A 16109-nucleotide genomic window follows, 5' to 3' on the forward strand; every position below is an offset into this window, starting at 1 on the left:
CCGAGCGGAGCCGCTGATGGTGAACGCCGCCGGCGATGGCGGCGGTGGCGGCGCCGTCATTCACCGCCTCGAGCCCCTCTTCGCCGAGATCGCCGACCTGCTGGGCCAGCTGGCCGGCAACGAGATCACCCGCGTGCTGCTCGAGGCCGAGGCCAACAAGCCGTTGGAGTACCCCTGGACCCGCGTGCAGTCGACCTTCACCATCCCCGGCGACTACAGCTTCTCGCTCGACATGCCGCTCGTGACCCTGCAGCCCGCCAGCGAGGAGGGGATGACCTCCCCGGTGAGCGACGAGGACCGTCGCCGAGAGCTGCAGGAGCTCATCGACAGCACGTGGGAGAAGACGCGCACGCACTGGTCGGCCAGCGACATCCCCTCGCAGTACCGGTCGATCTCGCAGCAGGTGTGGGAGCCGGTCACCTCACCGATGGCCCAGGGGGCGGAGTCCCTCGGCGAGCTGACCCGGTGGCTCGCCGAGCAGCTGCAGGCGGAGGCCGGTTGGGTCACGGGCTCGGACCCGGCGGCACCGGACTGGCTGCGGAACCTGACCCATCACTGGCCGGCGACCTCCCAGGGAGCCCAGAGCTTCCAGGCCTTCTGGAACGACGTCAACGAGAAGTGCGGGCTCTACCTGCACGTGGCTGCCCGGTTGGCGACGACGGCGGCCCAGGTCACCACCACGATCTCCGACTTCCAGTTCAACCTGTACGAGGCCACCGAGAAGGCGCGCGACCAGTGCAAGGTGGCACTCCAGCAGTGGCAGGCCTGGAAGAGCGACAGCGGCTCGTGGCCCACCGGCGAGATGAAGGACAACCCCGACAAGGCGCTCCTCGGCCACGCCAGCTACGCCACCGGGGTCGCCAGCCTCTACGGTCCGCAGGCCGTCGTCGCCGGCCCGCTCAGCGTCCTGTTCGGGACGCTGAGCTACGTGGTGCCCTCGAAGGTTCACGTGATGAAGGCGGCCACCGCCGCGACCGCCGACGACATCCACGCCGGCTTCCTCGAGGACCTCGCCACCATCCACGAGAACCTCCAGGGCACCTTCGACGAGCTGAGGGAGCTCCCTCCCAACGACGAGAGCTCCCTGGGCGCCACGGGGTTCGCGGACGTGGTCGCGGATGCGCAGGCCAACCACCGGGACTGGAAGGCCCCCGCCGTGAACCTGTGACCGGCGCCCCTCCCTCGCTCCAACAGACACCCACCAGGTGAAGGACTGACGCCATGACCCAGATCGACATCAAGCTGAGCGCCATCTACCAGGCCGCCCATGACGAGCTGCCGACCCGAGCGTCGGACTTCGCCGGCCGCGCGAGCTCCATCTCGAGCGCCATCGAGCCGGTCGTCGCCCAGCTGGCGCTCGCCGGCAACCACCCGATCGGCGGCGAGATGCTCGCGCTGGCAGACGAGCTCTTCTTCCACCTCCGCCGCATGACGAGCATCTTCAACGACAGCGCCACGGCGCTGGACAGGATCGCCGACGACTTCGTCGAGCTGGAGGGTGGTGTCGCCGAGCACTGGCGCAGCCAGCACCAGCAGTACCTCGGCGAGCCCGACCTCCCGTCGCTGCCGAGCGCGCCGAGCCCTGCCCCGGTGCTGGGGACGCCCAGCTAGGTGTGACGCGTGCGCGCGGTCGCGAGAAGCGGACCGCTCGGCTCATCTGCTGGCCGGCTGCCGGTGCAGCACGCGCACCGGCGGACCGCCCGGCGCCCGCACCGTGCTGACGACGGCGAACCCGGCGCGAGCGTAGAGACGGACGTTCTCCTCGCTCGAGGTCAGCAGCGCCACCCCGGCACCGCCGACCCGCTCCAGCCCCGCACGCACCAGCGCCAGCCCGAGACCATGACCGCGGTGCTCCGGTGCGACGCCGAGCGTCTCCAGCGTCCACCACCCGGGCGACACCGGCGGCAGGGCCAGCGAGCCGACGTCGGCGAGACGGTCGCCGTGCACCTCGGCCACGCGCGCCTGCATCGCGGGCGTCGGTGGCGGCGCGGTGCGCGGCAGGAGCGCGACGACGCCGCGCACGTCGTCGTCGACCAGCACGACGCCCTGCTCGCGGGCGTAGCCCAGGTACAGCCGCTGGATCTCCAGGAGCCGCTCGTCGTACCCGTCGGCGGGCAGGCTCCAACGGGTCCAGGGGTAGTCGTGGAAGGCGCGCGCCAGCAGGTGCGCCGCGCGGTCGAGCTCGTCGTCGGCCAGGGGACGCACCTGCGGCTGGTCGCCCCCGGTGCCCAGCACGACGACGTCGCGCCCGTGCACCACGGTGCGCTGCTCCTCGCGCATCCCGATCCTCTCCGCCACCCGCCGCGAGGCCGCGTTGTCGGGGTGCACGATCGCGACCACGTGCTGCTCGCCGATCGCTCCCGTGGCCAGCTCGAGGCAGGCGCGGGCGGCCTCGGTGGCGTAGCCGCGGCCCTGGTGGCGCGGCAGCACGTGGTAGCCGACCTCGAGCACCTGCCGCTCCCCCACCGGCTGCCAGGTCAGCCCGCAGTCGCCCACGAACTCGCCCTCGTGCGTCTCCAGCACCCACAGCCCGTAGCCGTGCTCGGCGTAGCTGCGCCGGTTCCAGTCGATCCACGCCCGCGCCTCCTCGCGCGTGCGCGGCCGGGGGTAGTACCGCATCACGTCGGGATCCCCGAGCAACCCGGCCATCGCGTCCAGGTCGGACTCGGTCATCTCGCGGAGGCGCAGGCGGGCCGTGGGCGCGGGTGGCACGCGTCGACCCTAGGAGTTCGCGCCGAACCTATGAAAGTTCGCCCCGGCGGCCGCTCCGGCAGACCCGTTCCACGCGGGTCGCTGGCCCTGCTGCAGCCGTTCGTTCATAGGTTCGGCAGACGCTCACACGTCCAGCGTCGCGACGCGCCGGCTGATCCGCTCGCCCCGCCTCTCGACGAACACGATGTCGCCGTACTCGAGGTGCTGCCAGTCCTCGGTGCTCTCGGTGAGCGGCTCGGAGGAGAGGATCACCGAGGTCGCGTCCTCCACGTCGGTCACGTCGACGTCGTAGGAGGTCTCGTAGTCGGCGAAGTTGCGCCCCGTGAGCAGGTAGAGCGGCTCCAGCAGCATCGACAGCGCGTAGTCGTCGGTGCCCGGCTCGGACTCGCGCAGCTCCCGCCAGTCACCCGAGGGCCGCGTGTCGCCGTCGGGACCCGCACCGACGTTGACCCCGATGATCCGGTTCGGCGCCACCAGGGCCATCTTCAGCTTCACCAGCTCCACGAGGTCCAGCTTCCTCATCGCCGCCACGATCAGCGCCAGCATCCGCTCGACGGCGCGCTGGACGTCGTCGTCGGTGTCGCCCTCGAGCAGCGAGAGCAGCAGCACGTAGAGGAACTCGGTGTCGGTGGTGCCGCGCATCTGCGCCAGGAACCGGTCCTCGCAGTGCGGCAGCAGCTCGCGCTGCAGCAGCACCCAGTTCGGCAGGTCACCGTTCTGGGCGATGGTCCACGGCGTCCCCTCGAACGAGAACGGGTGGCAGTTCTCGTCGACCAGCACCACGCGCGCGTCGTAGTTCGCGGCACGCACGTGGGCGAGCAGCGTGCTGGCGCGCAGGCTGGGGATCACCCGCTGGGCGTTGTCGTCGTAGAAGGCGGCCATGGGCCGGCGGTAGACCAGCGGTCGGTCAGGGTCGAGCAGGTGCTCGCTCCAGATCCCGAACCCCCACCCGGCCAGCTGCAGCTGCGGGTGGCCCTCCGGGTCGAGCGCCTGGTTGACCAGGCTGTTCTCGGGCGCCAGCAGGAGGCTCTCGAGCGGCACCTCCGGTCCGACGTAGGCGAGCACACGGCACATGGGGTCTCCTGACCTCGACAGGGTGTCCGCCGGTCGACGGCACCCCTGCGCCCACGACCCTGCCAGAGACGCCACGGTTGTGGCCGTGCCGCCACCGTCGTCGCGACGTGTGGGACAGTTCCTGACCTGCACCGGGACGAGGCTCCACAGATGACCACCACCACATCGCGACTGCTCACCTTGCTGTCGCTGCTGCAGACCCGCCGGGACTGGCCGGGCTCCGTGCTGGCCGAGCGGCTGGGGATCAGCGACCGCACGGTTCGGCGGGACGTCGACCGGCTCCGCGAGCTGGGCTACAGCATCCAGGCAACGATGGGCCCCGACGGCGGCTACCGGTTGGCGGCCGGCAGCCAGCTGCCCCCGCTGCTGTTCGACGACGACCAGACCGTCGCGGTGGCCATCGCCCTGCAGACCGCACCAGCCGCGGGTGTCGGGATCGAGGAGGGCGCGTTGCGCGCCCTCGAGACCATCCGGCAGGTGATGCCGTCACGGCTGCTGCACCGTCTCGACACGCTCGAGGTCACCGCCATCGCCGGCCGTCCCGGCGGCGGCACCCCCGCACGCGTGCCGGCCGACGTCCTGGTCTCCCTCGCCGGCACCGTCCGCGCCCGGGAGGTCCTGCGGTTCGACTACGCCCGTCGCGACGCCGACCTGGGCGCGGACCCGGGCGCCGCACCGGCGCCTCCCCCGCGCCGCGTGGAGCCACACCACATCGTCACGTCGATGGGCCGCTGGTACCTGCTGGCGTGGGACCTCGACCGCGAGGACTGGCGTCTGTTCAGCATCGACCGGGTGACGCCCCGCGTCCCCACCGGCCCGAGGTTCACCCCCCGTGATGTGCCCGGGGGCGACGTCCACGAGTTCGTGTCGGCTCGGTTCAAGGGTCGCGACGTGAACGAGTGGCCCTGCCGGGGCACCGTGGTCCTCGACCTGCCCGCGCGCGACGTCCTGCCGTTCGCAGGCGACGGAACCGTCTGCGCCATCGACGAGGACCGGTGCAGCCTCGAGGCCGGCTCCTGGTCCTGGGGCTCCCTCGCCGCGTCGTTCGGGCGCTTCGAGGTCGCGATGGAGGTCCTCGACCCCCCGGAGCTCGCGGACGCCTTCGCCGTCCTAGCGGCCCGGTACGACGCCGCGGCGACGTCGGCGCGCGAGGGCGGCCACTCGAACGGCACCACCGCGTTGACGTCCTGACCGACCGTCGGCGGTCAGTCCTCGCTGGGTGCCGCGGCGACGTCGAGGGCCCAGATGACGCCGAACTTGTCGCGCAGCTGGCCGGCGATCTGCGACCACGCCGCGGGGCCGAGCGGCTGCCGGACCTCGGCGCCGTCGAGCAGGCCGTTCCAGGCTGCCGTGATCTCCTCAGCGTCGGTTCCGCTCAGGTACACGTACATGGCGTTCGCGCCCTGGTCGTAGGGCTGGTGGGGCCACACGTCGAAGGCCATCACCCGGATGCCGGAGGCGGTCTGCACTTGGCCCCACACGATGCGGTCGGCCCACGCGGGGTCGTCGGAGGCGCCCGTGGCGCCGTAGGTCATGGCGGTCGCCTCGGTGCCGAAGGCCGTGGCGTAAAAGTCGAGTGCCTCGCGGGCGTTGCCGTCGAAGTTCAGGTGCGGGGTGGTGGTGATCGTCATGGGGCGAGTCTGGCGGCCGAGTCGGTCAGCTTCTGTCCTACACTCGCGTCGATCTGCGACCGCCGTGCCCGCACGCAACGACTGTCAGGCGCGAGCCTCGCGCAGCCGCCGCACGGCGGAGGGCCCGACGCCGTGCAGGGCGAGCAGACTCTCGAGGTCCCGGGGCAGGTCGGAGAGGGTGCTGTAGCCGGCGTCGATCAGCGCGCCGGTAGCCGGCCGGCCGATCCGGACGCCGTCGAAGTCGGGGCCGCGGTCGTCGTCGCTGGTGGTCATGCGATGTCGGACCTGTCCACCGCCGCAGAGTCATCGGAGGTCATCGGATGCCAGGGTGGACGCATGCATCGCTGCCGGGTCCACGTCCTGGGGGCCAGCGGCTCGGGGACCACGACGCTGGCCCGTGCCCTGGCGGACCGCTGGTCGGTGCCGCACGCCGACGCCGACGACTACTTCTGGCTGCCCGCGGACCCGCCCTTCACCGAGAAGCGGCCCGAGGCGGAGCGGCGGCGGCTCATGCACGAGGTGTTCGTGCCCCGCGAGGCCTGGGTGCTGTCGGGGTCGGTGGTGGGCTGGGGCGAGGAGGTCGTGGACCGCTGCGACGCCGTCGTGTTTCTCACGCTCGACCCCGAGGAGCGCCTGCGGCGGCTGGAGGAGCGGGAGGTCCGTCGCCGCGACGGGCGGGTGCACGACGAGGCCGCGTGGGAGGCGTTCCTGGCGTGGGCGCGCGGGTACGGCGACCCGTCGTTCGAGGGACGCAGCCGAGCGACGCACGAGGCGTGGCTGGCGCGTCGCCGTCAGCCGGTGCTGCGGCTCGACAGCTCGTCGAGCCGGGAGGACCTGGTGGCCGCGGTGCTGGAGTGGCAGCCCGGTCGCTAAGCGCCGACGCCGTCCGTCAGACGTTGAAGCGGAACTCCACCACGTCGCCGTCGGCCATCACGTAGTCCTTGCCCTCCATGCGCACCTTGCCGGCCTCCTTGGCCTTCTGCATGGAGCCGGCCGCCATCAGGTCCTCGAAGCCGACGATCTCGGCCTTGATGAAGCCCTTCTGGAAGTCGGTGTGGATGACGCCGGCGGCCTCGGGAGCCGTGGCGCCCTTCTTGATCGTCCAGGCGCGCGACTCCTTGGGGCCGGCGGTGAGGTAGGTCTGCAGGCCGAGGGTGTCGAAGCCGACGCGGGCGAGGACCTCCAGCCCGGGCTCCTCGATGCCCATCTCGGTGAGCATCTCGCGGGCCTCCTCGTCGTCGCCCAGCTCGACGAGCTCGGACTCGAACTTGGCGTCGAGGAAGATCGCCTCGGCGGGCGCCACGATCTCCTGCATCCGGGCCTTGAGGGCGGCGTCGGCGAGCTCGTCGGCGTCGCAGTTGAAGACGTAGATGAACGGCTTGGCGGTGAGCAGCGAGAGCTCGCGCACCAGCTCGCGGTCGATGTCGGTGGCGATGATCGGGGTGCCGGCCTCCAGGTGGGCCATCGCCTCCTTGGTGGCGGCCAGCACCGGCGCCAGCTCCTTCTTGGCGCGCGCCTCCTTCTCCAGGCGCGGGACCGCCTTCTCGACCGTCTGCAGGTCGGCGAGGATCAGCTCGGTCTGGATGGTCGAGATGTCGCTGGCGGGGTTCACCTCGCCGTCCACGTGGGTGACGTCCTCGTCGCGGAAGACGCGGGTCACCTGGCAGATGGCGGCCGACTCGCGGATGTGGGAGAGGAACTTGTTGCCCAGGCCCTCGCCCTCGGAGGCGCCGCGCACGATGCCGGCGATGTCGACGAACTCCACGGTCGCGGGCAGCACCTTGGCCGAGCCGAACAGCTCGGCCAGCCGCGGCAGCCGCTCGTCGGGCACCCCGACGACGCCGACGTTGGGCTCGATCGTCGCGAACGGGTAGTTCGCCGCGAGCACGTTGTTCTTCGTGAGCGCGTTGAACAGGGTGGACTTGCCGGCGTTGGGCAGGCCGACGATGCCGATGGTGAGTGCCACGGGCGGCGAGTCTACGGAGCCGGACGGGGGCAGCCGAAACGGCGCGTGCTCCTCAAGGCCCCACCGATGTTGGTGGCCTGTGGTCGGCATCACAGAAGGGGTCCGCGGGCACCGGGGTGGTGACGGCATCATCAGGGTGTCGCGCCAACCAGGAGGTCCGCTCGGATGACCGCCACCCAGCAGCCGGCCGCCCAGGCCCAGCAGCGCATGCACGAGCACGACGACGACGGCGCCGCCGCCGCGGGGGGCGCCGCGCCGCTCGACCTCCTCCTGGCCGACGCCGCAGGCAGCCCGCTGCGCCGCTTCGTGCCCGGCATGTCGGGTGTGCACTTCGGCGTCGGGCTGGCGCGCCACCCGCGCCGGGTGGCCGGGCGCTACGCCGGGCTGGCCGCCGAGCTCGTGAAGGTCGGCGTCGGCAGGTCCGAGCTGGAGCCGCACCCCAAGGACCGCCGCTTCACCGAGGACGCCTGGTCGAAGAACCCCTTCCTGAAGCGGACCCTGCAGGGCTACCTGGCCGCCGGGGAGGCGGTGCGGGGGCTGGTCGGCGACGCCGAGCTGGGCTGGGGCGACGCGCAGCGGATGGGCTTCATCATGGACAACCTGGTGGAGGCCTCCTCACCGAGCAACAACCCGCTGCTCAACCCCAAGGTGCTCAAGCGGATCATCGACACCGGCGGCGGCAACCTGGTGGAGGGCGCGCGGCGCCTGGTGCGCGACTTCGCCACGACCCCGCGGGTGCCCTCGATGGTCGAGCCCGACGCCTTCGAGGTGGGCACCGACCTGGCCGTCACACCGGGCGAGGTGGTGCTGCGCACCGACGTCTTCGAGCTGATCCAGTACACCCCGCAGACCCCGCAGGTGCGTGAGGTGCCGCTGGTGATCGTGCCCCCGACGATCAACAAGTACTACGTGATCGACCTGGCGCCGCAGCGCAGCCTGGTGGAGCACCTCGTGGGCCAGGGCCACCAGGTCTACTGCATCTCGTGGCGCAACCCCGACGCCCGCCACGCCGACTGGGGTGTCGACACCTACGTGGCCGCGATCTTGGAGGCCATGACGACGGCGGAGTCGATCTCACGCCAGCCGAGGACGGCGGTGCTCGGCATCTGCTCCGGCGGCATGCTCACCTCGATGGCGCTGGCCCACCTGGCCGCCCGTGACGAGCTCGACCGGGTGGCGGCGCTCAGCCTCGCCGTCACCGTCATCGACCAGGCGCAGGCGGGCCTGCCGAGTGCACTGCTCTCGCACAAGGCGGCCGCCGCCTCCACACGTGCCTCGGCCGAGCGGGGCTACCTGGACGGGCGCACGCTGGCCGAGGTGTTCGCGTGGCTGCGCCCCAACGACCTGATCTGGAACTACTGGGTCAACAACTACCTGATGGGCCACGCCCCCAAGGCCTTCGACATCCTCTACTGGAACGCCGACCCGGTGCGGATGACCGCGGCCATGCACCGCGACTTCATGGACCTGGCCATCCGCAACGCGCTCACCGAGGCGGGCGGCACCCGGGTGATGGAGACCGACATCGACCTCGGCGAGGTCACCAGCGACGCCTACGTGGTGGCCGGCATCGCCGACCACCTGTGCGCGTGGGAGGCCTGCTACCGCACCACCCAGCTGCTCGGCGGCGAGACGCGGTTCGTGCTCTCGACCAGCGGCCACATCGCCGCCATGGTCAACCCGCCGGGAAACGAGAAGGCGAGCTTCCAGACCTCCGACACCAACCCGGCCGAGGCGGCCGACTGGCTGGCCGGCGCCACCAAGGTGCGCGGCAGCTGGTGGGAGGACTACGCCGACTGGCTGCACGAGCGCACCGGAGAGATGCGCAACAAGCCGACCCGGATGGGCTCGGCGAAGTACGAGCCCATCTGCCCGGCCCCCGGCGAGTACGTCCATGACCGCTGACGTGCGCGACGACGTCGCCGCGCCCGACCGCGTGCGCTCGCTGGCGATCCGCGGCATCAGCGTGCGGATCTCCGAGCGACCCGGCACCGGGGCGCTCGCGGGCGAGGCGCCGCTGCTGCTGTGCAACGGCATCGGGGCGAGCCTGGAGGCGCTGCAACCGCTGGTCGACGCGCTCGACCCGCGACGCGGCGTCGTCCGCTTCGACGTGCCGGGTGTGGGCGGCTCCCCGCCCCCGCCCGTGCCTTACACGATGGCCGGGCTGGCCTCGTGGCTCGGCGCGATGATGACGCGCCTGGGCCACCCGACCTACGACGTGCTCGGGCTGTCCTGGGGCGGCGGACTGGCCCAGCAGCTGGCCTTCCAGCACCGACGACGGGTGCGCCGGGTGGTGCTCGTGGCCACCGGGACCGGTTCGCTGATGGTGCCGGCCCACCCGCGCGTGCTCGCCACGATGCTCACCCCGCGCCGCCACCGCGACGCCGACTACGCCGCCCAGGTGGCGCCGCGCATCTACGGCGGCTCCATGCGCACCGATCCCGCCCGTGGCGCGCGCCTGCTGCACGAGGCCACCCGCGCCGGCTCGCGCCGCGGGTACTACCTGCAGCTTCTGGCCGGGGCGGGGTGGTCGAGCCTGCCCGCGCTGCCGCTGATCCGCCAGCCCGTGCTGGTGATGGCCGGCGACGACGACCCGATCATCCCGCTGGTCAACGGCCGGGTGATCGCTCGGCTGCTCCCCCACTCACGCCTGCACGTCTACCGTGGCGGGCACCTGGGGGTGCTCACCGAGAGCGACGAGCTCGCCCCCGTCATCGACTCGTTCCTCAGCGACCAGGAGCCCCTGTGACCGACGCCCGGCCCGACGACCACGACCTGCTCGACCCCGACGAGACGCCGTTCTCGGACTTCCTGGGGTTCGAGCTGCTGCTCGAGGAGCAGGACCGCGAGCTGCTGGGCCGGGTGCGGGCGTTCATGACGCGCGAGGTCGAGCCGATCATCAACGACCACTGGACCCGCGCCTCCTTCCCGCACGAGATCCTGCCCGGGATGGCCGAGCTGGGGATCGCCGGACTGACCTACGACGGCCCTGGCTGCCCCGGCCGGGGCGCGCTGGTCAACGGCCTGGTGGCCATGGAGATGAGCCGGGTCGATCCCTCGATCGGCACCTTCATGGGCGTGCACGGCGGCCTGGCGATGGGCTCGATCATGCTTTGCGGCTCCGACGAGCAGCGCGAGCGCTGGCTGCCACCGATGGCGCGCATGGAGCTGATCGGGGCCTTCGGCCTCACTGAGCCCGACGTCGGCTCCGCCATCAGTCAGGGCCTGGCCACCTCGGCGCGACGCGACGGGGACGCCTGGATCCTCAACGGCGCCAAGAAGTGGATCGGCAACGCCACCTTCGCCGACCTGGTGGTCATCTGGGCGCGCGACGAGGACGACGGCCAGGTCAAGGGCTTCGTCGTCGAGCAGGGCACCGAGGGCATGGTCTGCACCAAGCAGGAGGACAAGATCGCGCTGCGCGTGGTGCAGAACGCCGAGATCGCGCTGACCGACGTGCGGGTACCCGACGAGAACCGGCTGCAGCGCTCGGAGAGCTTCCGCAGCACCGCCGACGTGCTGCGCGTGACCCGGATGGACGTGGCCTGGCAGGCCGCGGGCTGCGCGCGCGGCGCCTTCGAGCACGCGCTGCGCTACACCAAGCAGCGCGAGCAGTTCGGCCGGCCGATCGCCAGCTTCCAGATGGTGCAGGACCTGCTGGTCAAGATGCTCGCCAACGTGACCGCCTCGACGGCGATGAACGCCCGCGCCAGCCAGCTCCAGGACGCCGGCCGCCTGCGCGACGAGCACGCCTCGCTGTGCAAGGCGCACAGCACGGTGCGGATGCGCGAGACCGTGGGCTGGGCCCGCGAGGTGCTGGGCGGCAACGGCATCCTGCTCGAGCACCACGTGGGCCGGTTCGTGGCCGACGCCGAGGCCATCTACTCCTACGAGGGCACCCGCGAGATCAACACGCTGATCGTCGGTCGGGCGATCACCGGGGAGAGCGCGTTCGTCTGAGGGCTGCCGGGTCGACGCGGCGCCGCGTGGCAGCATCGCCGTCATGACCTACGACGTCGCCGCCGTCCGCTCGCAGTTCCCCGCGCTCGAGGAGGGGCTCGCCCGCTTCGACGGCCCCGGCGGCTCGCTGGTCCCGCGGCCGGTCATCGACGCCGTCGCGGGGGCCCTGGGCTCCGGGCTGTGCCAGCGCGACCCGGCCAGCGCGCCCGGTGCACGCACCGAGGGCGTCACCCGCGCCTACCGCGAGGCCCTGGCGCGCTTCCTCGGCGCCGAGCCCGGCGGCGTCGTCCACGGGCGCTCGATGACGCAGCTGACCATGGACCTCGCGCGCACGCTCGCGCAGGACTGGGGGCCGGGTGACGAGGTGGTGGTCACCCGCCTCGACCACGACGCCAACATCCGCCCCTGGGTGATCGCCGCCGAGCGCGCCGGCGCCACCGTGCGCTGGCTCGGGTTCGACCCGCGCACCGCCGAGCTCGACGACGTCGCGACGGTGCTCTCCGAGCGCACGCGGCTGGTCGCCGTCACGGCCTCCTCCAACCTGTTCGGCACCAAGCCCGACGTCGCCGCGGTGGCCGCCGCCGCGCACGAGGTCGGTGCGCTGGTGCACGTGGACGCCGTCCACCTGGCCGCGCACGCGCCGGTGAGTCTCGCCGCGCTGGGCGCCGACGTCGTCGCCTGCTCGCCCTACAAGTTCTTCGGCCCGCACTGCGGGGTGCACGTGGCCGCGCCGTCGTTCTGGGAGTCGCTGCACCCCGACAAGCTGCGTCCCTCGACCGAGGCGGTGCCGGAGCGCTTCGAGCTGGGCACGCTGCCCTACGAGATGCTCGCCGGCGCCACCGCCGCCGTGGAGTTCATCGAGTCCCTCGGCGGCATGGGCGTCGTCGCCGAGCACGAGGACGCCCTGCTCGACCGGCTGCTGGACGAGCTGACGCAGGTGCCCGGCGTCACCGTGCACGGCACGCCCGCCCGCCGCTCCCCCACGGTGCTGTTCACCCTGGCCGGCCAGGCACCGCAGGACACCTCGGCGGCGCTGCTGGAGCACGGCGTCGTCGCGCCGGCCGGCAGCTTCTACGCACTCGAGGCCGCCGAGCACGCCGGGCTCGGTGCCGCGGGCGGCGTCCGGGTGGGGCTGGCCGCCTACACCGACGCCGCGGAGGTCGACCGTTTGGTGGAGGCCGTGCGGAAGGTGAGCCAGAGGCTGACCGCGGTGTAGTAGGCCAGGTAGGCCAGCGAGAGCACGGTCAGCCAGGCCGGCACGTCGGGCAGCAGCGCCACCATGGCGGCGTAGATCACGAACCACGCCGAGACGCCGGCCATGTTGGCGTACCAGAGCGTCTCGGTGCGCGAGGGGTAGACGTACTTGATGGGCACGAACACCAGCACCGCGAACACCAGCAGCAGCACCGTCGTGGCGGTGGCACCCAGCCCGAGCACCACCACGTAGAAGGCGACGACGTTCCAGTAGCTGGGGAAGCCCAGGAAGAAGTGGTCCTCGGTCTTCGCGTCCGAGCGGCAGAACTGGTAGCAGGAGGCCAGCACCGGCACCGCGGCGACGACGCCGCCCGCCGCACCGGCGGGCAGGTAGCCGGCCGCCCACAGCAGCGCCATCGGCGCGATCACGTAGGTGAGGTAGTCGACGATGTTGTCCAGCAGCGCGCCGTCGAACTCGGGCACCAGCTCCTTGACCCGGAAGTGCCGGGCGAGGAAGCCGTCGACACCGTCGATGAACATCGAGAGGAGGAACAGCCACAGCACCGCTCGCACCTCGCCCTGGTAGGCCAGGTGCAGCATCAGCAGCCCCAGGACCGCTCCCGAGGCCGTGAACACGTGCACCGCCCAGGCGGCCGTCTTGTGCATGGGGCACCACGGTAGGGGGTCACGACGGCCTCCGCCGACTCCGTGGTTGGCTGGACGGGTGCGGATCGCCACCTGGAACGTCAACTCCCTGCGCAAGCGCATCGACCGCGTGGAGGCCTTCCTCGACCGTCACGACGTCGACGTGCTGGCCGTGCAGGAGACCAAGGCCCGCGAGGAGCAGCTGCCGCTGATGGGCCTGACCTCCCGCGGCTACGAGGTCGCCGCCGCCGGCACCAACCAGTGGAACGGCGTCGCGATCATCAGCCGGGTGGGTCTGGAGCAGGTGCAGGTCGGCTTCCCCGACCAGCCGGGTTGGGGTGAGCCCGCGGCGGCCGAGTCGCGGGCGATCGGCGCGGTGTGCGGCGGCGTGAGGGTCTGGTCGCTCTACGTGCCCAACGGGCGCGCCGTCGGCGACCCGCACTACGCATACAAGCTCGACTGGCTGGCACGGCTGCGCGAGGCGGCGCAGGCGTGGACCGACGGGCCCACCGCGCTCGTGGGCGACTTCAACATCGCCCCCCAGGACGACGACGTCTTCGACATCGACGCCTTCGCCGGCTCCACGCACGTGACGGCGCCGGAGCGCGCCGCCTTCGAGGCGTTCCTGGCCGACGGCTATGCCGACGTGGTGCGCCCGCACACCCCCGGCCCCGAGGTCTACACCTACTGGGACTACTACCGGCAGCGCTTCGAGCGCAACCGCGGCATGCGCATCGACTTCGTGCTGGGGTCGCCGCCGCTGGCGGCCCGGGTGGGCGGCGCCTTCGTGGACCGCGAGGAGCGCGCCGGCACCGGTGCCTCCGACCACGCGCCCGTCGTCGTCGACCTCGACGACTGACCCCGCCGGCCACCAGGATGGTCGCGTGAGGACACCGCACCCCCGCCACCCGGACCCCGTCCACCCCGACCTGCGCTGGGCGGCACGCCTGGCGCCGCAGCGGCTGGTGCGACCCCGGTCGCTGCCGCTGATGCGCCTCGCGGACGGACTGGCGCGCAACCGCCCCCGGCGCGGCGTCGAGATCACCGACCTGCCCGGCGGTGCCGGCGTGCGGGTGCACCGACCCGCCGTCCGCGACCGCGCCGTGCCGGGCATCCTGTGGCTGCACGGCGGCGGACAGCTGTTCGGCACCGCCGCCCAGGACGACGCCGTCTGCCGGCACCTGGCCGACCGGCTCGGCGCCGTCGTCGTCGCGGTGGACTACCGCCTGGCGCCCGAGCACCCGTGGCCCGCCGGCCTCGACGACGCCTACGAAGCGCTGGCGTGGACCGCGGGCCTGCCCGAGGTGGACGCCGCCCGCCTGGTGGTGGCGGGTGCCAGCGCCGGTGGCGGGATGGCGGCCTCGGTGGCGCTGCGGGCACGCGACCGCGGGCGCCCCGAGCTGGCCGCGCAGCTGCTCGTCTACCCGATGCTCGACGACCGCACCGACGGGTCCGACCCCGCCCACTACCCCGGCCAGGACCCCTCGGTGCTGCGGGTGTGGGACGCCGCCGCCAACCGGTTCGGCTGGGCCTCCTACCTGGCCGGCGCCGGGGAGGCCCACCCCGAGGCGGCCGTCCCCGCGCGGGCGGCCTCGCTGGCCGGGCTGCCACCCACCTGGATCGGCGTCGGCTCCCACGACCTCTTCCACGACGAGGACCTCGCCTACGCCGCGCGGCTGACCGCGGACGGCGTACCGTGCCAGCTCGAGGTGGTGCCCGGCGCCTTCCACGGCTTCGACCGCCTCGGCACCGACGTGGGCCGTGGGTTCACCGAGTCCGGCTGCGTCTTCCTGGAACGGGTACTGAGTGGTGCGCGGTGACCACCGCGCGTGGTGATGCACCACGAGGCGGAGGAGTGGGACGAGCTGTGAAGATCCTGGTGACCGGAGCGACCGGCTACGTGGGCAGCCGGCTGGTGCCGGTGCTGCTCGACCGCGGCCACGAGGTGCGCACCACCGTCTCGCGGCCCGGCCGCGAGCTGCCCTGGTGGGGCGACCGGGTCGAGACCGTCGTCATGGACGCGCTCGACGCCGAGCAGGTCGCGGCCGCCTGCGAGGGCGTGGACGCCGTCTACTACCTGATCCACGGCATGGGCGGCGACGACTTCGCCGAGACCGACCACCGCGCCGCGAGCCACCTTGCCGCGGGGGTGCGCCAGCACGGCGTCGAGCGGGTGGTCTACCTCTCCGGGATCGTGCCCGACGTGCCCGAGGAGGAGCTCTCCGAGCACATCACCTCGCGGCGCGACGTCGAGCGGGTCCTGACCGACACCCCGGCGGTCGTCCTCGCCCTCCGCGCCGCGGTGCTCATCGGCTCCGGGTCGACCTCCTTCGAGATCATCCGCCAGGTGAGCGAGCGGCTGCCGGTGCACACGGTGCCCTCGTGGATGGACTCGATGGTGCAGCCGATCGCCGTCGTCGACGCGCTCGAGGCGCTGGCCGGCGCGCTCGACGCCCCCGGCCCCTCGCGCCACATCGACGTCGGCGGCCCCGAGACCCTGCGCTACGGCGCGTTGATCGAGGCCTTCACCGAGCACGCCGGCCTCACGCGCCCCCAGGTCTCGGTCCCGCTGCTTCCCACGGCGCTGGTGGGCACGCTCGTCGGCAGCCTCACCGACGTGCCGCGGCACACCGTGGAGGCGCTGGTCGAGAGCCTGCACCACGACATGGTGGCCGCCGATGACGTCACGGGGCTGCTGCCGCAGAGCTACGAGCTGCTCGGGCTCGCCGAGTCCTTCCGTCGCGCCCTCGCCGAGCCTGCCGACGATCCTGCGACCGCCGACCCGATGGGCCCGCTGCCCCAGGACCCCTCGTGGGCCGACGGTGGCGACGCCAGGCCCGTGCTGGCCAAGGTGGTCGACGCCGTCAAGGATGTGCTGCCGGGAGGCTGAGCGCGGGGCACGCTGGGTGGTGTGGCTTCCCGGTGAC

Annotated in this window: 17 protein-coding genes; 11 read left to right on the top strand and 6 right to left on the bottom strand. The window is 72.6% G+C overall.

Going from position 1 to position 16109, the window contains the following annotated elements:
- Positions 1–16 precede the first annotated feature (16 nt).
- Positions 17–1168: a hypothetical protein gene (locus tag ABD948_RS21890; protein ID WP_345273300.1), complete on the top strand. Its 1152-nt coding sequence runs from the start codon at positions 17–19 to the stop codon at positions 1166–1168.
- A gap of 53 nt (positions 1169–1221) precedes the next feature.
- On the top strand, positions 1222–1611 hold the full coding sequence (locus tag ABD948_RS21895; protein WP_345273303.1) for a hypothetical protein: 390 nt from the start codon (positions 1222–1224) through the stop codon (positions 1609–1611).
- Between the two features lie 42 nt (positions 1612–1653).
- Here the strand turns inward: ABD948_RS21895 and ABD948_RS21900 are convergent, their stop codons facing one another.
- Complete coding sequence (locus ABD948_RS21900; RefSeq protein ID WP_345273307.1) at positions 1654–2712, bottom strand: GNAT family N-acetyltransferase; 1059 nt, start codon at positions 2710–2712, stop codon at positions 1654–1656.
- A gap of 123 nt (positions 2713–2835) precedes the next feature.
- Positions 2836–3786 carry a class II glutamine amidotransferase gene (locus ABD948_RS21905; protein WP_345273312.1) on the bottom strand — a complete coding sequence of 317 codons (951 nt, stop codon included), beginning with the start codon at positions 3784–3786 and terminating at the stop codon, positions 2836–2838.
- Between the two features lie 150 nt (positions 3787–3936).
- Between ABD948_RS21905 and ABD948_RS21910 the strand changes: the two genes are divergently transcribed.
- A complete protein-coding gene (locus ABD948_RS21910; protein ID WP_345273318.1) occupies positions 3937–4977 on the top strand; it encodes a helix-turn-helix transcriptional regulator in 1041 nt (346 codons plus the stop codon).
- 14 nt (positions 4978–4991) lie between these two features.
- Here the strand turns inward: ABD948_RS21910 and ABD948_RS21915 are convergent, their stop codons facing one another.
- Complete coding sequence (locus ABD948_RS21915) at positions 4992–5417, bottom strand: VOC family protein (RefSeq protein ID WP_345273325.1); 426 nt, start codon at positions 5415–5417, stop codon at positions 4992–4994.
- 84 nt (positions 5418–5501) lie between these two features.
- Entirely contained in the window at positions 5502–5690 is a 189-nt protein-coding gene (locus tag ABD948_RS21920) for a helix-hairpin-helix domain-containing protein (RefSeq protein WP_345273329.1), read from the bottom strand.
- Between the two features lie 63 nt (positions 5691–5753).
- Between ABD948_RS21920 and ABD948_RS21925 the strand changes: the two genes are divergently transcribed.
- Positions 5754–6290, top strand: a complete 537-nt coding sequence (locus ABD948_RS21925; RefSeq protein ID WP_345273333.1) for an AAA family ATPase — start codon at positions 5754–5756, stop codon at positions 6288–6290.
- 16 nt (positions 6291–6306) lie between these two features.
- Here ABD948_RS21925 and ychF read toward each other — a convergent pair whose 3' ends face one another.
- Positions 6307–7383 (bottom strand): redox-regulated ATPase YchF, encoded by a 1077-nt coding sequence (gene ychF / locus ABD948_RS21930; protein WP_345273339.1) that lies wholly within the window; start codon positions 7381–7383, stop codon positions 6307–6309.
- Between the two features lie 165 nt (positions 7384–7548).
- Between ychF and ABD948_RS21935 the strand changes: the two genes are divergently transcribed.
- From ABD948_RS21935 to ABD948_RS21950, 4 genes are read left to right on the top strand one after another with little or no spacing between them, the layout of a single operon-like run.
- Positions 7549–9288 carry a PHA/PHB synthase family protein gene (locus ABD948_RS21935; RefSeq protein WP_345273348.1) on the top strand — a complete coding sequence of 580 codons (1740 nt, stop codon included), beginning with the start codon at positions 7549–7551 and terminating at the stop codon, positions 9286–9288.
- Positions 9278–10132 (top strand): poly(3-hydroxyalkanoate) depolymerase, encoded by an 855-nt coding sequence (phaZ, locus tag ABD948_RS21940; RefSeq protein ID WP_345273355.1) that lies wholly within the window; start codon positions 9278–9280, stop codon positions 10130–10132. Before ABD948_RS21935 ends, phaZ begins: the two co-directional genes overlap by 11 nt.
- Entirely contained in the window at positions 10129–11343 is a 1215-nt protein-coding gene (locus tag ABD948_RS21945; RefSeq protein ID WP_345273362.1) for an acyl-CoA dehydrogenase family protein, read from the top strand. Before phaZ ends, ABD948_RS21945 begins: the two co-directional genes overlap by 4 nt.
- Before the next feature lie 43 nt (positions 11344–11386).
- Complete coding sequence (locus tag ABD948_RS21950; protein WP_345273367.1) at positions 11387–12559, top strand: cysteine desulfurase-like protein; 1173 nt, start codon at positions 11387–11389, stop codon at positions 12557–12559.
- Here ABD948_RS21950 and ABD948_RS21955 read toward each other — a convergent pair.
- Positions 12484–13203, bottom strand: a complete 720-nt coding sequence (locus ABD948_RS21955) for a CDP-alcohol phosphatidyltransferase family protein (protein ID WP_345273371.1) — start codon at positions 13201–13203, stop codon at positions 12484–12486. The genes ABD948_RS21950 and ABD948_RS21955 overlap by 76 nt on opposite strands.
- A 58-nt stretch (positions 13204–13261) precedes the next feature.
- Here ABD948_RS21955 and ABD948_RS21960 point away from each other — a divergent pair, with 58 nt between their 5' ends.
- The 3 genes from ABD948_RS21960 to ABD948_RS21970 are packed head-to-tail and all read left to right on the top strand — an operon-like array spanning position 13262 to position 16072.
- On the top strand, positions 13262–14041 hold the full coding sequence (locus ABD948_RS21960) for an exodeoxyribonuclease III (protein ID WP_345273377.1): 780 nt from the start codon (positions 13262–13264) through the stop codon (positions 14039–14041).
- A 25-nt stretch (positions 14042–14066) separates the two neighbouring features.
- Positions 14067–15002: an alpha/beta hydrolase gene (locus ABD948_RS21965; RefSeq protein WP_345273384.1), complete on the top strand. Its 936-nt coding sequence runs from the start codon at positions 14067–14069 to the stop codon at positions 15000–15002.
- A 47-nt stretch (positions 15003–15049) separates the two neighbouring features.
- Complete coding sequence (locus ABD948_RS21970) at positions 15050–16072, top strand: NAD(P)H-binding protein (protein WP_345273389.1); 1023 nt, start codon at positions 15050–15052, stop codon at positions 16070–16072.
- Positions 16073–16109 lie beyond the last annotated feature (37 nt).

The organism is Nocardioides nanhaiensis, from assembly GCF_039542785.1.
GTDB lineage: Bacteria > Actinomycetota > Actinomycetes > Propionibacteriales > Nocardioidaceae > Nocardioides > Nocardioides nanhaiensis.